A 14,391-nucleotide genomic window follows, 5' to 3' on the forward strand; every position below is an offset into this window, starting at 1 on the left:
TGCAGTTTATCTCGCGATGACATGTCAACAAAACATTGGCGTTTCCGTTGCGATTGCCTTGCCGCCCAATTCGAAATCGCGTTAGAGGGCCGCGAAACAGGTAAATTTCGATGACACGCGCTTTTATCGCTTGGATCTGCCTGACTTTCGCCGTTCTTGCACAGCAAAGCCAGGCTCAGACATTGACGGTCACCACTGTGACCCGCCAACCGTTCTCGTATGTCGAGGACGGGGCAGAGACCGGATTCTCGATGGATCTTCTGGCTGCATTGGCACAATCGTTGGACTGGGACTACCAAATCAACCGGGTCGATGGGTTCGGTGATATGCTGGTCGCAGTGCAGGACGGATCAGCAGATTTGGCCATCGCCAATATCTCGATCACGGCTGCGCGCGAAACCCAGATGGATTTCAGTCAACCGATTTTCGAGGCCGGGCTTCAGATCATGGTGCCGTCGGACGCGATGCGCCGCCCGTCACTGTTGCAGGCGTTGTTGTCGGTCGAGCTGTTCATCGCAATCGGGCTGGCCTTTGCCATCCTGCTGGGCGGAGGGATGCTGATGTGGGTGTTCGAGCGCCGATCGCAGCCCTATTTCGATCGCAAGCTGGACGAAGCGTGGTTTCCGTCCTTCTGGTGGGCGCTTAATCTGGTCGTGAATGGCGGGTTCGAGGAACGAATGCCGCGCACGCCCTTTGGGCGCTTGCTGGGTGTTGTTTTGGTCGTATCATCCCTGTTCATCGTGTCTGTCTTTACCGCGCGGATCACCTCGGTGATGACGGTGGATGCGATCAGCGGCAACGTGAATTCGGTGAATGATCTGTACGGCAAACAGGTCGGAACGATCTCGAACTCGACTACAGCCAACTTCCTGAACCGGCGCGAGATCGAATTTACCGGATACGACAGTCTTGAACCCTTGCTGGACGCATTCCGGGCCGAAGAACTGGACGCGATCGTCTTTGATGCGCCCATCCTATCCTACTATGCATCGCACGAAGGACGCAGATTCGCGTCCATGACGGGCGGGGTGTTCCTGCGCGAAAACTACGGCATAGCCTTTCCCACCGGGTCGCCTTTGGTCGAGGATGTCAATCAGGCGCTGCTGGCGCTACGCGAAGATGGAACCTATGACGAGATCTACCGCAAATGGTTCGGGGCGCGGAACTAAGCTGGTTCCTCATCCCCGAAAAATGGTGTCATCTGGGCGACAATAACCGCGTTTTCATCCAGCGCGCGCTGCATCAGGGCGCGCTCATCCGGGTCGATGTCATGCCCCTGCGCCTCGCGTTCAGCCAGCGTGCCATAGCCGGTTACATCCAAAGGCGCTGTGTCAGCCTGTTTCAGGATGGCGACGGTTTCACGCACGGCCTCGGCTTCGTCCACGCCACTGGCAAAGCACATCAGCGCTGCACCGGTTGCACCTTCGGGCAAACCATCGCCTTCCTTGCGACCGATCTGCACAAGCAGGGTGTAAACTTGCTGACGAGAGGGTTTCTTTTGCTTTTCCATGCGCCCGGCCTTATCGCCGCGCCGCGTGTTGGTCAAGCGCGGGGCACTAACGCTCGGCCGTCGCCAGTTTGAGCGCCAGCGCCAAGAAGATCACGCCCGAGATCCGGTTCAGCCACAGGTGAACGCCCGGCGACCCGCGCAGCAGCCCGCCCAGAGTACCCGCGGCCAGCGCCACAGCACCGAAGACCACGACCGTAGCCAGAAACATCAGAGCGCCCAACTGATAGAACTGCCCAATGATCGCCCCATTATTCGGGTCGACGAACTGCGGCAGAAACGCCAGCATGAAGATTGTCACCTTGGGATTGGCAATATTCATGATCAAACCGCGCAGAAACAACTTGCGCGTCGCGATACGGGGTGCATCTGCACTGTCCAGCCGGGTTTCGGTGGCCGTGAAGGCTTTCCACGCCAGATAGACCAGATACCCCGCCCCGGCATATTTCAACATGGCAAAGGCCGCCTGCGAGGTCTGAAACAGCACCGCAACCCCGAACGCTGCCGCAGTGGTGTGTACAATGAGCCCCGATGCCAAGCCAAGCGTCACAATCAGCCCTGACATCCGGCCATAAAGCGCCGATTGGGTCAGTACAAAAATATTGTCCGGCCCCGGCACCGCGGCCAAAGCGATGGCAACGCTCATGAACAAAATGACCACGTCAACGGGAATCATGAAGACCTCAAAAGGTGCGGGAAAGAGCCGGTCAATTCTTCAGACTGCAGGAGAAGGCCGCGTTCAAAAAACATGGCCTTTTCCCGCGAACGCTCGGGATCAGTCGCGCAGCAACTCGTTGATCCCGGTTTTGGAACGGGTCTTTTCGTCTACCCGCTTCACAATGACGGCGCAGTAAAGGCTGACATTGTTTTTCGACGGCATCGAACCGGCCACAACCACCGAATAGGGCGGCACCTCGCCATACATGACTTCACCGGTTTCGCGGTCAACGATCTTGGTCGATTGGCCGATGAACACGCCCATTCCCAGAACCGAGCCTTCGCGGACGATACAACCCTCGACCACTTCCGACCGCGCACCGATAAAGCAATTGTCCTCGATGATCGTGGGGCCCGCCTGCATCGGCTCCAGCACGCCGCCAATGCCGACGCCACCCGACAGGTGAACGTTCTTGCCGATCTGCGCGCAGGATCCGACGGTGGCCCAGGTATCAACCATGGTGCCTTCGTCCACATAAGCGCCCAGGTTCACAAAAGACGGCATCAGCACCACGCCCGGCGCAACATAAGCCGATTTGCGCACCACACAGTTGGGCACGGCGCGGAAGCCGGCGGCCTTCCACTGGTTCTCACCCCAACCGGCGAACTTGCTGTCCACCTTGTCCCACCAGCCGCCATCTTGCGGGCCACCCGTTTGGATTTCCATGTCCTTGATGCGAAAACCCAGCAGAACCGCCTTTTTGGCCCACTGGTTTACGTGCCAATCGCCGCTGTCCAGCTTTTCTGCAACCCGCAGGGAACCGCTGTCCAGTGCATTCAGCGTATCTTCGATGGCTTCACGCTGTTCACCGGTGGTGGCGGGGGTTATTGTATCGCGTGCCTCCCAGGCGGCTTCGATGGCGGCTTCCAGTTGCGCGTTGGACATTTCGGGGCTCCCTGACGAATCTGTTCATGTTGGTGTTGCCTATACGCAAGCGCCAACCTTGGCGCAATGCGACGCAGGTGGGCGCGTTTGCGTCGGGCCGATCGCAATCAAAGGCTGCAGCAGTGGTCAACGCGCGCGCCGGATGTGCCGGACCAGAAGCCCAACCGCCCCTGCGGTGTCTTTCTTTTGGATTGCCTGCATGATCGCCGCATGATCCGTATCCGCCCGCTGCACCCATTTTGGCCGCCAATGCGCGAACAGATGGCGCGCGCTGGCAATGTGCAAATCATCAATCGTCCGCAGCAGCCGGGGCAGCGCGCATGGTGCAAGAATGGCGCGGTGGAAAGCGCGGTTTTTGGCCTCCCACTCGGGCATCGTTTCAGCCGCATCGCAGGCCAACCGCGCCTGTTCTGCACGGGTGACCGCGTTCATCGACATGTTCTGCACCGCGTATTGTAAGGCCAACGGTTCAAGGGCGACACGCATTTCGATCACTTCGCGCACTTCAACCGGATCCAGTGGCGTCACACGCATCCCGCGTCGGGGTTCGCTTTTGGCCAGCCCATGGGCTTGCAAACGCAGCAGAGCTTCGCGCACCGGGACATGGCTGGTATCAAAAGCCCGCGCGATGTGGTCCTGACGCAGTTTTTCCCCCGCGCTCAGCTCTCCGGTAATGATTTGCTGGCTGAGGGTGTCATAGATAGTGTCGGCAATGGTCGCGCTCATGAATTATAGATAAAATCCACCGTCACTGATCACAAGCCGCATTCTCAGCCCATAAATGGGTCGGGTGAGATGTTGCCCCCGCACACCAGTACTGCAACCTTTTCACCGTGCGCAGGTGTATAAGCGCCCGATAACAGCGCAGCTAATGCGGTCGCGCCTGCGGGCTCGACAAGGATGCGATGGGTTTGCCAAAGCAGTTGCTGCGCTTTGGCAATCGCCTCATCGGGAACCAGGACCGAGGTCATGCCCTGAGCCAACCCATAACAGATTGACCCAATACGCCGCGCACCCAGCGCATTGGCCGCGATCCCGGACACCCGGACATCCACCGGCTCACCGGCCTGCAAGGCGGCATTCAAAGCACATGAGGTTTCGGGTTCTACGGCCACGACCTTGCGCGCATTTTGCAACCAAGCAAGCGCTCCGGCGATCAGACCGCCACCGCCAACAGCGACCAGAACGGTATCAGCCTTAAGGCCCTGTGCCTCCCATTCGGCAAAACAGGTGCCTTGCCCGGCTACAGTGCCGAGTGCGTCATACGCATGTATCTGCATTGCGCCGGTGCGCGCCTCATGATCCTGCGCAGCCGTCAGGGCATTCGCATATTCGCCAGACACAACGCTCAGATCCGCACCCGTTTGTTCGATCAACGCAATCTTGGACGGACCAGCCAGTTCGGGTACGAAAATCTTGGCAGGAAAACCCAGCGTCTGTGCGGCATAGGCCGCCGCTGCCCCGTGATTGCCGCCTGACGCGGCAACAACCCCAGCCGCGGGCACGTCCGAACTCAGCAGCGTGTTGAAAGCCCCGCGCGCCTTGAAACTGCCGGTGTGCTGCATCTGCTCCAGCTTCAACTCGACGGGATAGTCCAGCCCCAGCGCATGGCTTTCCATTACGGTTGTAACCTGTGCATATCCGGCGATCCGGTCTGCGGCCGCTGAAATTTCGTTCTTCCAATTCATTCTTGTACTTCCGTGACTGGCACTCTGCCCGCGAACCCTATAGCTGTTTTGGAAACACGCAAGCAGGGATCGATCACCTATGAGAGAAGACCGCCACAGCCCGTTTCGCGACGCGCAGACCGACCGCTCGACCGCGAGCGAGGTGCCGGATACGCCGCAGACGCGATCCTCCGCCTATCGCCTTGCCTTTGCCGATGACGAGTTCCTGTGCCGCGATGAGCTGCGCCCGGTGCGCCTGCAGCTGGAACTGCTGAAGCCTGAGATGATCATGAGCGAACGTCAGATCACCTCGACCATCGTCATGTTCGGCGGTGCACGCATCCCAGAACCGTCGCAGAAACACACCGCGCGCACGAAAACACTGGCTGACTTGTCGGAATACTATGACGAGGCGCGCGAATTCGCCCGGCTGATGACCGAGAAGTCGAACCAGACTGGCTGCCGCGAGAACGTGATCGTCACCGGCGGCGGCCCCGGCGTGATGGAGGCTGGCAATCGCGGTGCTCAGGATGCAGGCGGTTGTTCCATCGGGTTGAACATTGTGCTGCCGCATGAGCAGGCGCCGAATGAGTACGTGACGCCCGAGCTCAGCTTTAACTTCCACTATTTCGCCATCCGAAAGATGCACTTCCTGATGCGCGCCCGCGCCATCACCATCTTCCCCGGCGGCTTCGGCACGATGGATGAGCTGTTCGAGTCGCTAACCCTGATCCAGACCGGCCGGATGGACCGCGTGCCCTTCCTGCTGTTTGGCCGTGAATTCTGGGAGAAAGTCATCAACTGGGAGGCGCTGGCAGATGCGGGCACCATCTCGGACGAAGATCTGGACCTGTTCCGCTTTGTCGACACCGCGCAAGAGGCGGTCGACATCATCGAGAACTGGGAGCCCGCCCCGCCCCGCGACGACATTCCGGGGCGCTGAGCCATGGCCCCAAAACCCGGAGAGATGCTGCACCTGCGCGGCAATGCCCTGAATGCAGGCGACCCTGTAGCGCTGCCTTTGACCCAAAGCAGCATGTACCACCTGCCAGGCGCGTCGGATGGCCTGCCGACCTATGGCCGCGTCGACAACCCCACATGGGTGCATCTGGAACATGTTCTGGCCCATCTGGAGGACGCGCCTTGCCTCGTGTTCCCCTCGGGCATGGGGGCGATTTCCGCCGCTTTGTTTGCCACCATCAAGGCCGGGTCGCGTATCCTGATCCCGTCCGATGGCTACTACGTCACCCGCGTGCTGGCGGATCGATTTCTGTCGGGTCTGGGCGTGTCGGTCACCGAACGCCCCACGACCGCGTTTACCGAGGGCGGGTTTGACGGGTTCGACGTGGTCTTTGTCGAAAGCCCCTCGAACCCCGGCTTGGACATGATGGACCTGCCCGCGATTGCACAAGCAGTACGCGCAAGCGGAGGGATCACGATTGCTGACAACACCACCATGACCCCGCTGGGCCAGCGCCCGCTGGATTTGGGTGTGGATGTGGTTGTGGCCTCAGACACTAAGGCGATGGGCGGGCATTCCGACCTGCTGATGGGCCACGTGAGCAGCCGCAATCCGCAGATCATGGAGCGGGTCGAGGAATGGCGCAAAGTCTCGGGCGCGATCCCCGGCCCGCATGAGGCTTGGCTGCTGCATCGCGGATTGGAAACGCTGGATGTGCGGTTCGACCGGATGTGTGCCTCGGCGCAGGTACTGGCAGAACGGCTGGCGGATCACCCCGCGGTAAAGGCCATCCGCTATCCCGGTCTGCCCTCTGACCCCGCGCACGCGCTGGCCAAAGCGCAGACCGCGCGGTTCGGGTTTCTGCTGTCGATCACGCTGGACAGTGAAGACAAAGCCGAAACCTTCATCAACGCCTGCCCGATGCTGCGTCCTGCCACATCCTTTGGCGGGGTCCACAGTTCGGCTGAACGCCGCGCGCGCTGGGGCGACGATGTGGACCCAGCCTTCATCCGCCTTTCGGTCGGATGTGAACCGGTCGAGGAGTTGTGGCAGGCGGTAAACGCCAGCCTTAACGTGCTGTGATTACTTCTTGGGCTCACGCAACTCAGTGAACACATAGATCGGCAGCACGATGCTGGCGATCAACGCCCCCAGCCAGACCAGCAGGGTTGAGGCCAGCAGGTTGGAAATCCCGCCTACAGTAAGGCCGTTTGTGATCAGATCGGTCAGCAACAAGCCCACAAACGTCACGATCAGCGCGATGCCACCCTTGATCGCAGGCGCGCGCTTTGCCCCCAGTTTCAGGATCAGCGGCTCGGCGATCCATTGAATAAGCGTGAAAACGATCACCACCACAATGAACGAGATCGGTCGGATCGCGAACTCGGGCAGTAGGATCGCCGCCAGCAGCAGCCCGATGGCGTTCCCGGCCAGCAGGGCCAGAATGGATTTCAATCGGCGCGTCATGGGGCCTCCGGTCAATCTATAAAAACATGCGTATGTTAGCAGACCTATAGGGATTTGCGAGCGGTTTCAAAAGCCTCTTCCTTTTGGGTCGTTGAAAACGCATGATAAAACCACCCTGTTCCTCCGAGCCGCGAGAGGTGAGATGAGCGACGATCCCTATTCCGCCCTTGGCGTCACCAAAGACGCCAGCGATGCCGAGATCAAAAAAGCCTATCGGCGCATCGCCAAAGACTGCCACCCCGACCTAAAGCCCGGCGATGCCGAGGCCGAGGCCAAGTTCAAAGCCGCAGCCGCCGCTTATGACCTGCTGAAAGACCCCGAAAAGCGCGCGCAGTTTGATCGGGGCGAGATTGACGCTTCGGGTCAGGAACGCGCCCAGCAGCAATACTATCGCGACTATGCCGAGGCCGCCGGAAACCCCTATCGCGGGCGTCAGACAGATCCGGATGACATGTCGGACATCTTCGCCGAGTTCATGCGCGGGCGTGGCGGCTATGGCCAGCGCAGCCAAGGCTTCCACGCGCCGGGGCATAACCGCAGCTACAGCCTGCAGATCAGCTTTCTAGATGCTGTGTTTGGCGCCAGCCAGAAACTGACATTGCCTGACGGCGACCGGATCGAGGTTAAGATCCCGGCAGGCATTACAGACGGCCAAACCATCCGACTTCGCGGCAAGGGGGATCCCGGGTTTGGCGACGGGCCTGCAGGTGATGCCCTGGTCACCGTGACAGTCGCACCTCATCCGGTGTTTGAACGTCAGGGCGATGACATCCACATAACCCTGCCCATCACCATTGACGAGGCTGTTCTGGGCGGCAAAATCCCCGCGCCAACTATTGACGGCGGCGTCAACGTCAGCGTGCCGCCTGGCACCAGCAGCGGCAAAACCTTGCGGTTGCGGGGCAAAGGGGTCAAAAAACGGGGTTCGGCCGACCGGGGCGACCAACTGATCGAATTGACCGTCGCCATGCCCGACCAGATCGACGATGACCTAAGGGCTTTCATGGAAAATTGGCGCGACACGCACAGCTATGATCCTCGCAAAGGAATGCCGTCATGAACCGCACCTTGACCGAATCCGAAGTGATCGCATCCGTGACCCGCCTGACCTCGGCCCGGTTGACCGAGTATCTGGCCGCCGAAATCGTGATCCCTGAGAACACTGAACAAGGGCTGGTCTACCACAGCCTCGACGTGGCCCGGCTGGAGTTGGCCTGTGAATTGCATGAACAATACGACATGGAGACCGACGCGCTGTCGATGATGATCTCACTTATCGACCAGATGCACGGTTTGCGCGCCGAACTGCGTGAGGTGCTGAGCGCCGTCGAAGCGCAGCCGGAACCAGTCAGGCAAAACCTGATCGATGTGATCGAAATCGCCCGGTTCGGGTCAAAGTAAGGTTCAGTTCTTCACCAAATATTCTTCGGGTACGTAAAAAGTATAATCCCGATCAGCCACAGCCTCGTGGCAATCGTGGCAATAGGCTACGGCGCTTTCGCGATCTCCCATCGTGTCACCGAACACCGACCCGTCCGGCATCACCATGATGTACCGCCAATCCGCCGTATCGGGGCTTACGCCTTCGGCCAGCTTTTCCATTACGAACAATGCGCCGGGATGCGTATTGCCGGTATCCGTGACGGTCATGCTGTCCTTCGCCAACACAGACCCCATGGGCAGTTTTTCGCCCTCAATCAGAGTGCCATAGTTATGTGCCATCCGGTTCGCATAGCTGTTCACGAACCGCCGGCCATGTGTCTCAGAGATGTAGGGCGCATCATTGAACAGCGGCCAGCTTTGGTAGTTTCTGATGATTTCCATTTGCGCGGCGGCATATCCCCGCGCCATGCGCTTTTGCAGCGAGCTATAGATGCCGGACGCTTCTTCCTTGGACAGTTCAGCAGGATTTTCGATGGCAAGATGTGCGCTTTCACTCTCGGACTGGGCTGCAGCAGAAACTGCAACCAAACAGCCGACACATAGCCCCGGAAATATGCCGGGGATTCGTCGTATCAATTCCAATAGCATTCTATGGCCCAACCGGTAATTCGTTTCACAGGAACGCAGCACGTCATGTGAGTGGCAAATAGATAGCGGCCACGCTTAATCTTGCCAAAATGGGTGAAGCTGCGCTTGGTCATGCGCTGGTATGTCAGTGCTTCAATCACTCAGGCCAGACAAACATACCAAATTCCGCATACAATATACAGCGGATGGCGCATTAAATCTGTTCACATATCGCTGAAATATTGCGCTTACTGCCTGTCCAACCCCGCTTCGGCCGCGATTTGCTTGCGAGATTTGCGCGCGCGTTCCGTAGCTGACTTCAGCTGGCCGCAGGCCGCCATAATGTCCTCGCCCCGAGTCTTGCGGATGGGTGAAGCATAGCCCGCCTGATAGATGATATTCGCAAAAGCCCGGATTCTGTTGTTCGAGCTACGCTTGTACGGCGCACCGGGCCATTCGTTGAACGGGATCAGGTTGATCTTGGCCGGGATCTTGTGGCGCTTGATATGGTCGATCAAGCGATGCGCGTCAGCGTCGCTGTCATTCACACCATCCAGCATCACGTATTCAAACGTGATCCGTTCGGAGTTCGAGACTTTAGGATAGCTGGCCAGCGCCTGAAGCAGTTCCTCAATGTTCCAACGCTTGTTGATGGGGACCAGCACATCGCGGGTCTCATCCGTTGTCGCATGGAAGGAGATTGCCAGCAGACAGCCGATTTCCTCGGCGGTGCGGGCGATTTCAGGGACAACGCCGGACGTGGACAGGGTGATCCGGCGGCGCGACAGAGAAATCCCTTCGGGGTCCATGGCGATCTTCATCGCGTCGCGGACGTTTTCAAAGTTATAGAGCGGCTCGCCCATGCCCATCAGAACGATGTTCGAAAGCAAACGGGTTTCATCCTTGGGCGCACCGGGGGTGGGCCATTCGTCCAGATCATCGCGCGCCATCATCACCTGACCGACGATTTCCGCCGCTGTCAGGTTGCGCACCAGTTTCTGCGTGCCCGTGTGGCAGAAGGAACAGGTCAGCGTGCAGCCCACCTGCGAGGAAATACACAGCGTGCCGCGATCTTCCTCGGGGATATAGACCACCTCGACCTCATGCCCGCCGGCGATGCGGCACAGGTATTTGCGGGTGCCGTCCTCGGACACTTGCCGCGTCACGACCTCGGGGATTTCGATAACGAAATTCTCGGCCAGTTGGGCACGATAGGCTTTGGCAAGGTTCGTCATATCCGCAAAGTCGCGCTTGCCCCATTGATAGATCCACTGCCAGATCTGACCGGTGCGCATCTTGGCCTGCTTTTCCGGCGTGCCATGTTCGATCAAATCCGCACGCATCTGGTCGCGGGTCAAGCCGACAAGGTTCACCTTTCCCTCGGGCAGTTTGCGAGGGAGGGTCAGGACGTCTTGAGTGATCGGCGCTTTGGGCGACATGGGGCTATCTCGGCAGATTCTGGCTTGGGATGCGCCTCTATATAGGACCTAGCGCAAAGATCAAAAGAAATCGTCGCGTTTAATTCGCGTAGCGCAGCAATTCGTCCACACGTGCCCGGCCCAACTCTACCCGACAGGCGGTAATGCCAATGCCGGTACCTGACCCACCACCGAACGACGCGCCAACAGCCTCGCATTGGGCATCGCGGTAAGCCAGCCACGCGGTCTGAGCGCTGTCCAACGCGGGCACCGCCACAACACGTCCGGTAACATCATCCAGTTCTTTGGCCGATTGCATGGCGATGTCGTAACTTGCATCTATCGCCTGATTGACGCGGTCCTCCATCGCGCCCACGCATGCGCCGATCTCTACCTGAGACCCAGCATCCAGACATTCTAGTGCTGGATCGGCACTGGCAGCGGAGGACAGAAACAAAATCAAAAATGCAAAGCGCATCAGGCAGCTCCCTGTTGGTTGCCCAATACTAGCACAGGCCCGGTTTCATCCCAAAGCTACGAAGCCCCAGGCACGACGACATGGCCGTGCCACGATGGGACCCGCATGCGTCAAATGCCCGGTGGCAGGATATTGCAATCCGTTGCGTCCAGCGTTTGAACCGGATCATTCGGCCCGCATTGCTCGCCCGTGACCGGATATGTATCGGCCTCTTTCTCGCAGGCACTCAGGATAAGGGCGGCCATCATCAAGACGGTGGTGAGTAATTTCGTTGGCATTTCGGGCTCCTTCACTAGTTCAGAGCCTTATACATGCAGATATTTGCATTCATTTCTTTGACCGGAATCAAGTCCTGAACACGGGTGCCGCCTCCAGAACGCTGCACAATGCCTTGTCACAATGCAAAAACCCCGCCGAACTGGCGGGGCAGCGGTCAGGCAAAAGCCCAGTTTAGCTAGTGCAGCGCTTTTCCGCGTCTTCAATCGCCGCAGTGAACCCCAGCAATGAGAACGTGTCCTTGGTCTGCGTGCCACGCTCAGAGCGCGCAGTCAGTACAGCCTCGGTCCCGCGTTTCATCGCGGCAACAACCTTCAGATCTTCGCCTTCGGTCGCGGGCCAAGCCCATTCGCCTTCGGTGATCAGCTCGAACTTGCTGCCATCGACATCAAGACTCACGGTTGACCCTGCCGCGAAAGGATAGCCACCCGTAAAGGTAACCTGACCTTTAACCTCGGCGTTGGGGCGGTAGAACACGAACAGCAAAATATCACTGCGGCGCACCGAGACTACGCGACCGCCACGGGTATTCACTGTTTCCTTAGGTGCAGAAACGCTCCAGCACTCGGTCGGGTCGTCTTCGACGAAAACGCTCCAATCGGTTTTGGCGGCCACCCTGTTGGTGCTTGTTGCCTGTTGAGCGGTTGCAGTTGTGGCCAGCCCCGCCACGCAAAGGCCCGCGATTACGCGGACAAGCTTTGATCCCATCGTCCAGCCTCCTAGCTCGACTATTACCTCATACCCACCATCGTCGCGCGCGAACCCTGCCTGGTTCGTCTGTAAGTTGCGTCTTCTGGTGTTTGCCGACATACACACTGTAACGCAGGTTTCGCCACAGGCGAAAGGGCGATTGGCAGAATTTTGCGCATGTTTAGGAGGGTTCGCATGACACAAGCCGTACCAATGACAGAACTGTGGCGTGGACCCCTGTTGGAAAGCCTACATCTTGGGCATGCGGTGATCTGCGACGATACCGGTCAGATCGTTCAAAGTTGGGGGGACTCGAACGCCGTGATCTATCCGCGATCCTCGGCCAAGATGATTCAGGGGCTGCCGCTGATCACCTCGGGTGCTGCGGCGAAATACGGGCTGAATTCGGAACATCTTGCGCTGGCCTGCGCCTCGCATAGCGGTGCACATATCCACACGGATCGCGTCTCGGCCTGGTTGGACCATCTAGGTCTGGCGGAACCCGATCTTCGCTGTGGCCCGCAAGAGCCACAGGACATGGCTGCGCGCGACGGGTTAATTTTGGCCGACGACACGCCCTGTCAGATTCACAACAACTGTTCGGGCAAGCATTGCGGGTTTCTGACCGTTGCTCAGCATATGGGCGCCGGACCGGAATATCTGGAAATCGACCACCCCGTACAACAGGCCTGCCTGTCCGCGCTTGAGGAAACAACGGGCGAGACCAGTCCCGCCTATGGGATTGACGGCTGCTCGGCCCCGAACTTTGCGACCTCGCTGGTGGGGCTGGCGCGGTCGATGGCGTGGTTTGCCAGCGCCGCAGATCGGTCGGACCGGGCCAGCGATGCGGCGCAACAGCTGACGGCCGCAATGATGAAACACCCCGAGCTGGTCGCCGGTGAAACCCGCGCCTGCACCGAACTGATGCGCGCCATGGGTGGTCGCGTTGCCATCAAAACCGGTGCCGAGGCTGTGTTTATCGCAATCCTACCGGAAAAGCGCATGGGCGTGGCACTGAAAATCACCGACGGCGCCACCCGCGCCAGCGAATGTGCCATTGCCGCGATTCTGGTCAGCTTGGGCGTGCTGGAGGCCGACCATCCGGCCACCCGCAAATTTCTGAACGCCACGCAATACAGCCGTCGCGGGCTGGAATGCGGCGTGATCAAACCCGCACCGGGGTTCCCCAGCTAAAGGCTACATCTCAATCTCGTGAATCTCGGCCACTTCGACCGAACCGGATCCGTTCACAACCATCGGGCAGCCCTTGGCCATCTCGGTCGCAGCATCCATGCTGTCGGCTTTGACAACTGTGAAGCCCGAGGCCGGATTTGCGCCGCCATTGTCGACAACACCGCTGCTGCTGACGGTGTAAGACTGGCCAACCGGGTTTCCGGGGATGTCCAGTGCTTCGCCCATTCCGCCAAACCAAGCGCCCCAGGCGGCCATGGTCGCTTCGATTTCTGCGGGGTCGGTCGGGGTATGACCGCCGTGATAGACAAATAGAAACTGTGGCATTTCTTTCCTCCCTTATGCCTTCGTGATGAAAAACTAGGCCAGCTGTGCCGCCAGCTTGTTCAGCGTCGACGTCCAGCCTTTGCTGTGGTTCGCTGCGATTTCGTCATCGCCCAGCTCGCGGTGGTCGATGATCAACTTTGCACCCTCTTCTGCTGCCTCAACTACCAGCGTCACATGGCTTTCGGCTCCGCGCTGGTCCTGATCGTCATGCCAGCCCCATGTGAACCCAACCGATTTGGGCGGATCCACATGCGTCACATGACCCGAAACCTTAAACCGCTGCCCTTCGCCATTTTGCATCACCGAATACCACGGCCCCGTGCGAGAGAAATCCAGGTTGTGCTCGGGCACATGCATCCCTTCGGGTCCCCACCACTGCAGAAGCCTGTCGGGGGTGCTGATCCACGCATACAGATCGTCCGGTGCAAGCGGGTAAGCGCGCTCCAGTTTCAAATCGGCCATGAGGTCTCCTTTTCGATTGCATCACCCAAGCGGTCCAGGCTGCTTTCCCAGAATTGACGTTTCGAGATGGTCCATTCCGCAATCGCCCGCAGCCCCTCGGGGCGGATCGAATACATCCGCTGGCTGCCCTGCACGCGCTGATTTATTAGCCCCGCTTCCCGCAGCAGTTTCAAATGGCGCGAGATCGCAGCGCCGGACATGCCGCGCCCTTCGATCAGGTCTCCGGCGGGCAATTCGCCATCCTGCATAAGCTGCTCGACGATCGAGAACCGTGTGGCGTCAGACAACGCGGAAAATGTGGTCAGAAGAGTGTTCATAACCACTGTTTAACAGT

At 59.1% G+C, this 14,391-nt stretch carries 20 protein-coding genes; 6 read left to right on the forward strand and 14 right to left on the reverse strand.

Annotated elements, in window-relative coordinates; translation table 11 throughout:
• Positions 1-110 precede the first annotated feature (110 nt).
• Positions 111-1,169 (forward strand): transporter substrate-binding domain-containing protein, encoded by a 1,059-nt coding sequence (locus ACR0DX_RS13400; RefSeq protein WP_170355438.1) that lies wholly within the window; start codon positions 111-113, stop codon positions 1,167-1,169.
• On the opposite strand, the gene ACR0DX_RS13405 is transcribed toward ACR0DX_RS13400, so the two are convergent.
• The 5 genes from ACR0DX_RS13405 to ACR0DX_RS13425 all read right to left on the reverse strand — a co-directional run bounded on the left by ACR0DX_RS13405 (position 1,166) and on the right by ACR0DX_RS13425 (position 4,798).
• Positions 1,166-1,510, reverse strand: coding sequence for a hypothetical protein (locus ACR0DX_RS13405; protein ID WP_058272663.1), 345 nt, complete (start codon positions 1,508-1,510; stop codon positions 1,166-1,168). The two genes, ACR0DX_RS13400 and ACR0DX_RS13405, sit on opposite strands and share 4 nt — an antisense overlap.
• A gap of 46 nt (positions 1,511-1,556) precedes the next feature.
• The gene (locus ACR0DX_RS13410; RefSeq protein ID WP_170355439.1) at positions 1,557-2,183 is read right to left on the reverse strand and encodes a LysE family translocator; all 627 of its coding nucleotides are present in this window, start codon (positions 2,181-2,183) and stop codon (positions 1,557-1,559) included.
• A 99-nt stretch (positions 2,184-2,282) separates the two neighbouring features.
• Positions 2,283-3,110, reverse strand: coding sequence for a 2,3,4,5-tetrahydropyridine-2,6-dicarboxylate N-succinyltransferase (dapD, locus tag ACR0DX_RS13415; RefSeq protein ID WP_170355440.1), 828 nt, complete (start codon positions 3,108-3,110; stop codon positions 2,283-2,285).
• A gap of 126 nt (positions 3,111-3,236) precedes the next feature.
• Positions 3,237-3,836 carry a GntR family transcriptional regulator gene (locus ACR0DX_RS13420; protein ID WP_170355441.1) on the reverse strand — a complete coding sequence of 200 codons (600 nt, stop codon included), beginning with the start codon at positions 3,834-3,836 and terminating at the stop codon, positions 3,237-3,239.
• 44 nt (positions 3,837-3,880) lie between these two features.
• Positions 3,881-4,798: a threonine/serine dehydratase gene (locus tag ACR0DX_RS13425; RefSeq protein WP_170355442.1), complete on the reverse strand. Its 918-nt coding sequence runs from the start codon at positions 4,796-4,798 to the stop codon at positions 3,881-3,883.
• A 79-nt stretch (positions 4,799-4,877) separates the two neighbouring features.
• Between ACR0DX_RS13425 and ACR0DX_RS13430 the strand changes: the two genes are divergently transcribed.
• Complete coding sequence (locus tag ACR0DX_RS13430; protein ID WP_170355443.1) at positions 4,878-5,720, forward strand: LOG family protein; 843 nt, start codon at positions 4,878-4,880, stop codon at positions 5,718-5,720.
• Positions 5,721-5,723: 3 nt separating this feature from the next.
• On the forward strand, positions 5,724-6,821 hold the full coding sequence (locus ACR0DX_RS13435; RefSeq protein WP_170355444.1) for a cystathionine gamma-lyase: 1,098 nt from the start codon (positions 5,724-5,726) through the stop codon (positions 6,819-6,821).
• Here the strand turns inward: ACR0DX_RS13435 and ACR0DX_RS13440 are convergent, their stop codons facing one another.
• Positions 6,822-7,205 (reverse strand): hypothetical protein, encoded by a 384-nt coding sequence (locus ACR0DX_RS13440; protein WP_170355445.1) that lies wholly within the window; start codon positions 7,203-7,205, stop codon positions 6,822-6,824. It lies immediately after the preceding gene.
• Between the two features lie 142 nt (positions 7,206-7,347).
• On the opposite strand from ACR0DX_RS13440, the gene ACR0DX_RS13445 reads away from it, so the two are divergent.
• Together ACR0DX_RS13445 and ACR0DX_RS13450 are read left to right on the forward strand one after the other, a co-directional pair.
• Entirely contained in the window at positions 7,348-8,265 is a 918-nt protein-coding gene (locus tag ACR0DX_RS13445) for a DnaJ C-terminal domain-containing protein (RefSeq protein ID WP_170355446.1), read from the forward strand.
• Entirely contained in the window at positions 8,262-8,606 is a 345-nt protein-coding gene (locus ACR0DX_RS13450) for a hypothetical protein (RefSeq protein WP_170355447.1), read from the forward strand. The genes ACR0DX_RS13445 and ACR0DX_RS13450 overlap by 4 nt, the downstream gene beginning before the upstream one ends.
• Positions 8,607-8,609: 3 nt before the next feature.
• On the opposite strand, the gene ACR0DX_RS13455 is transcribed toward ACR0DX_RS13450, so the two are convergent.
• The 5 genes from ACR0DX_RS13455 to ACR0DX_RS13475 all read right to left on the reverse strand — a co-directional run bounded on the left by ACR0DX_RS13455 (position 8,610) and on the right by ACR0DX_RS13475 (position 12,095).
• A complete protein-coding gene (locus ACR0DX_RS13455) occupies positions 8,610-9,278 on the reverse strand; it encodes a cytochrome P460 family protein (RefSeq protein WP_480846407.1) in 669 nt (222 codons plus the stop codon).
• Between the two features lie 185 nt (positions 9,279-9,463).
• Complete coding sequence (gene rlmN / locus ACR0DX_RS13460; protein ID WP_170355448.1) at positions 9,464-10,654, reverse strand: dual-specificity RNA methyltransferase RlmN; 1,191 nt, start codon at positions 10,652-10,654, stop codon at positions 9,464-9,466.
• A gap of 79 nt (positions 10,655-10,733) precedes the next feature.
• Complete coding sequence (locus ACR0DX_RS13465; protein WP_170355449.1) at positions 10,734-11,111, reverse strand: lysozyme inhibitor LprI family protein; 378 nt, start codon at positions 11,109-11,111, stop codon at positions 10,734-10,736.
• 110 nt (positions 11,112-11,221) lie between these two features.
• Positions 11,222-11,389 carry a hypothetical protein gene (locus ACR0DX_RS13470; RefSeq protein WP_170355450.1) on the reverse strand — a complete coding sequence of 56 codons (168 nt, stop codon included), beginning with the start codon at positions 11,387-11,389 and terminating at the stop codon, positions 11,222-11,224.
• A 172-nt stretch (positions 11,390-11,561) separates the two neighbouring features.
• The gene (locus tag ACR0DX_RS13475; RefSeq protein ID WP_170355451.1) at positions 11,562-12,095 is read right to left on the reverse strand and encodes an invasion associated locus B family protein; all 534 of its coding nucleotides are present in this window, start codon (positions 12,093-12,095) and stop codon (positions 11,562-11,564) included.
• A gap of 177 nt (positions 12,096-12,272) precedes the next feature.
• Here ACR0DX_RS13475 and ACR0DX_RS13480 point away from each other — a divergent pair, with 177 nt between their 5' ends.
• A complete protein-coding gene (locus ACR0DX_RS13480; RefSeq protein WP_170355452.1) occupies positions 12,273-13,271 on the forward strand; it encodes an asparaginase in 999 nt (332 codons plus the stop codon).
• 3 nt (positions 13,272-13,274) lie between these two features.
• On the opposite strand, the gene ACR0DX_RS13485 is transcribed toward ACR0DX_RS13480, so the two are convergent.
• From ACR0DX_RS13485 to ACR0DX_RS13495, 3 genes are read right to left on the reverse strand one after another with little or no spacing between them, the layout of a single operon-like run.
• Positions 13,275-13,595 carry a YciI family protein gene (locus ACR0DX_RS13485; RefSeq protein ID WP_170355453.1) on the reverse strand — a complete coding sequence of 107 codons (321 nt, stop codon included), beginning with the start codon at positions 13,593-13,595 and terminating at the stop codon, positions 13,275-13,277.
• A 33-nt stretch (positions 13,596-13,628) separates the two neighbouring features.
• The gene (locus ACR0DX_RS13490) at positions 13,629-14,057 is read right to left on the reverse strand and encodes an SRPBCC family protein (protein ID WP_170355454.1); all 429 of its coding nucleotides are present in this window, start codon (positions 14,055-14,057) and stop codon (positions 13,629-13,631) included.
• Positions 14,045-14,374, reverse strand: coding sequence for an ArsR/SmtB family transcription factor (locus ACR0DX_RS13495; protein WP_170355455.1), 330 nt, complete (start codon positions 14,372-14,374; stop codon positions 14,045-14,047). Before ACR0DX_RS13495 ends, ACR0DX_RS13490 begins: the two co-directional genes overlap by 13 nt.
• Positions 14,375-14,391: the final 17 nt, after the last annotated feature.

The sequence above is a fragment of the Ruegeria sp. D3 genome, assembly GCF_056534465.1.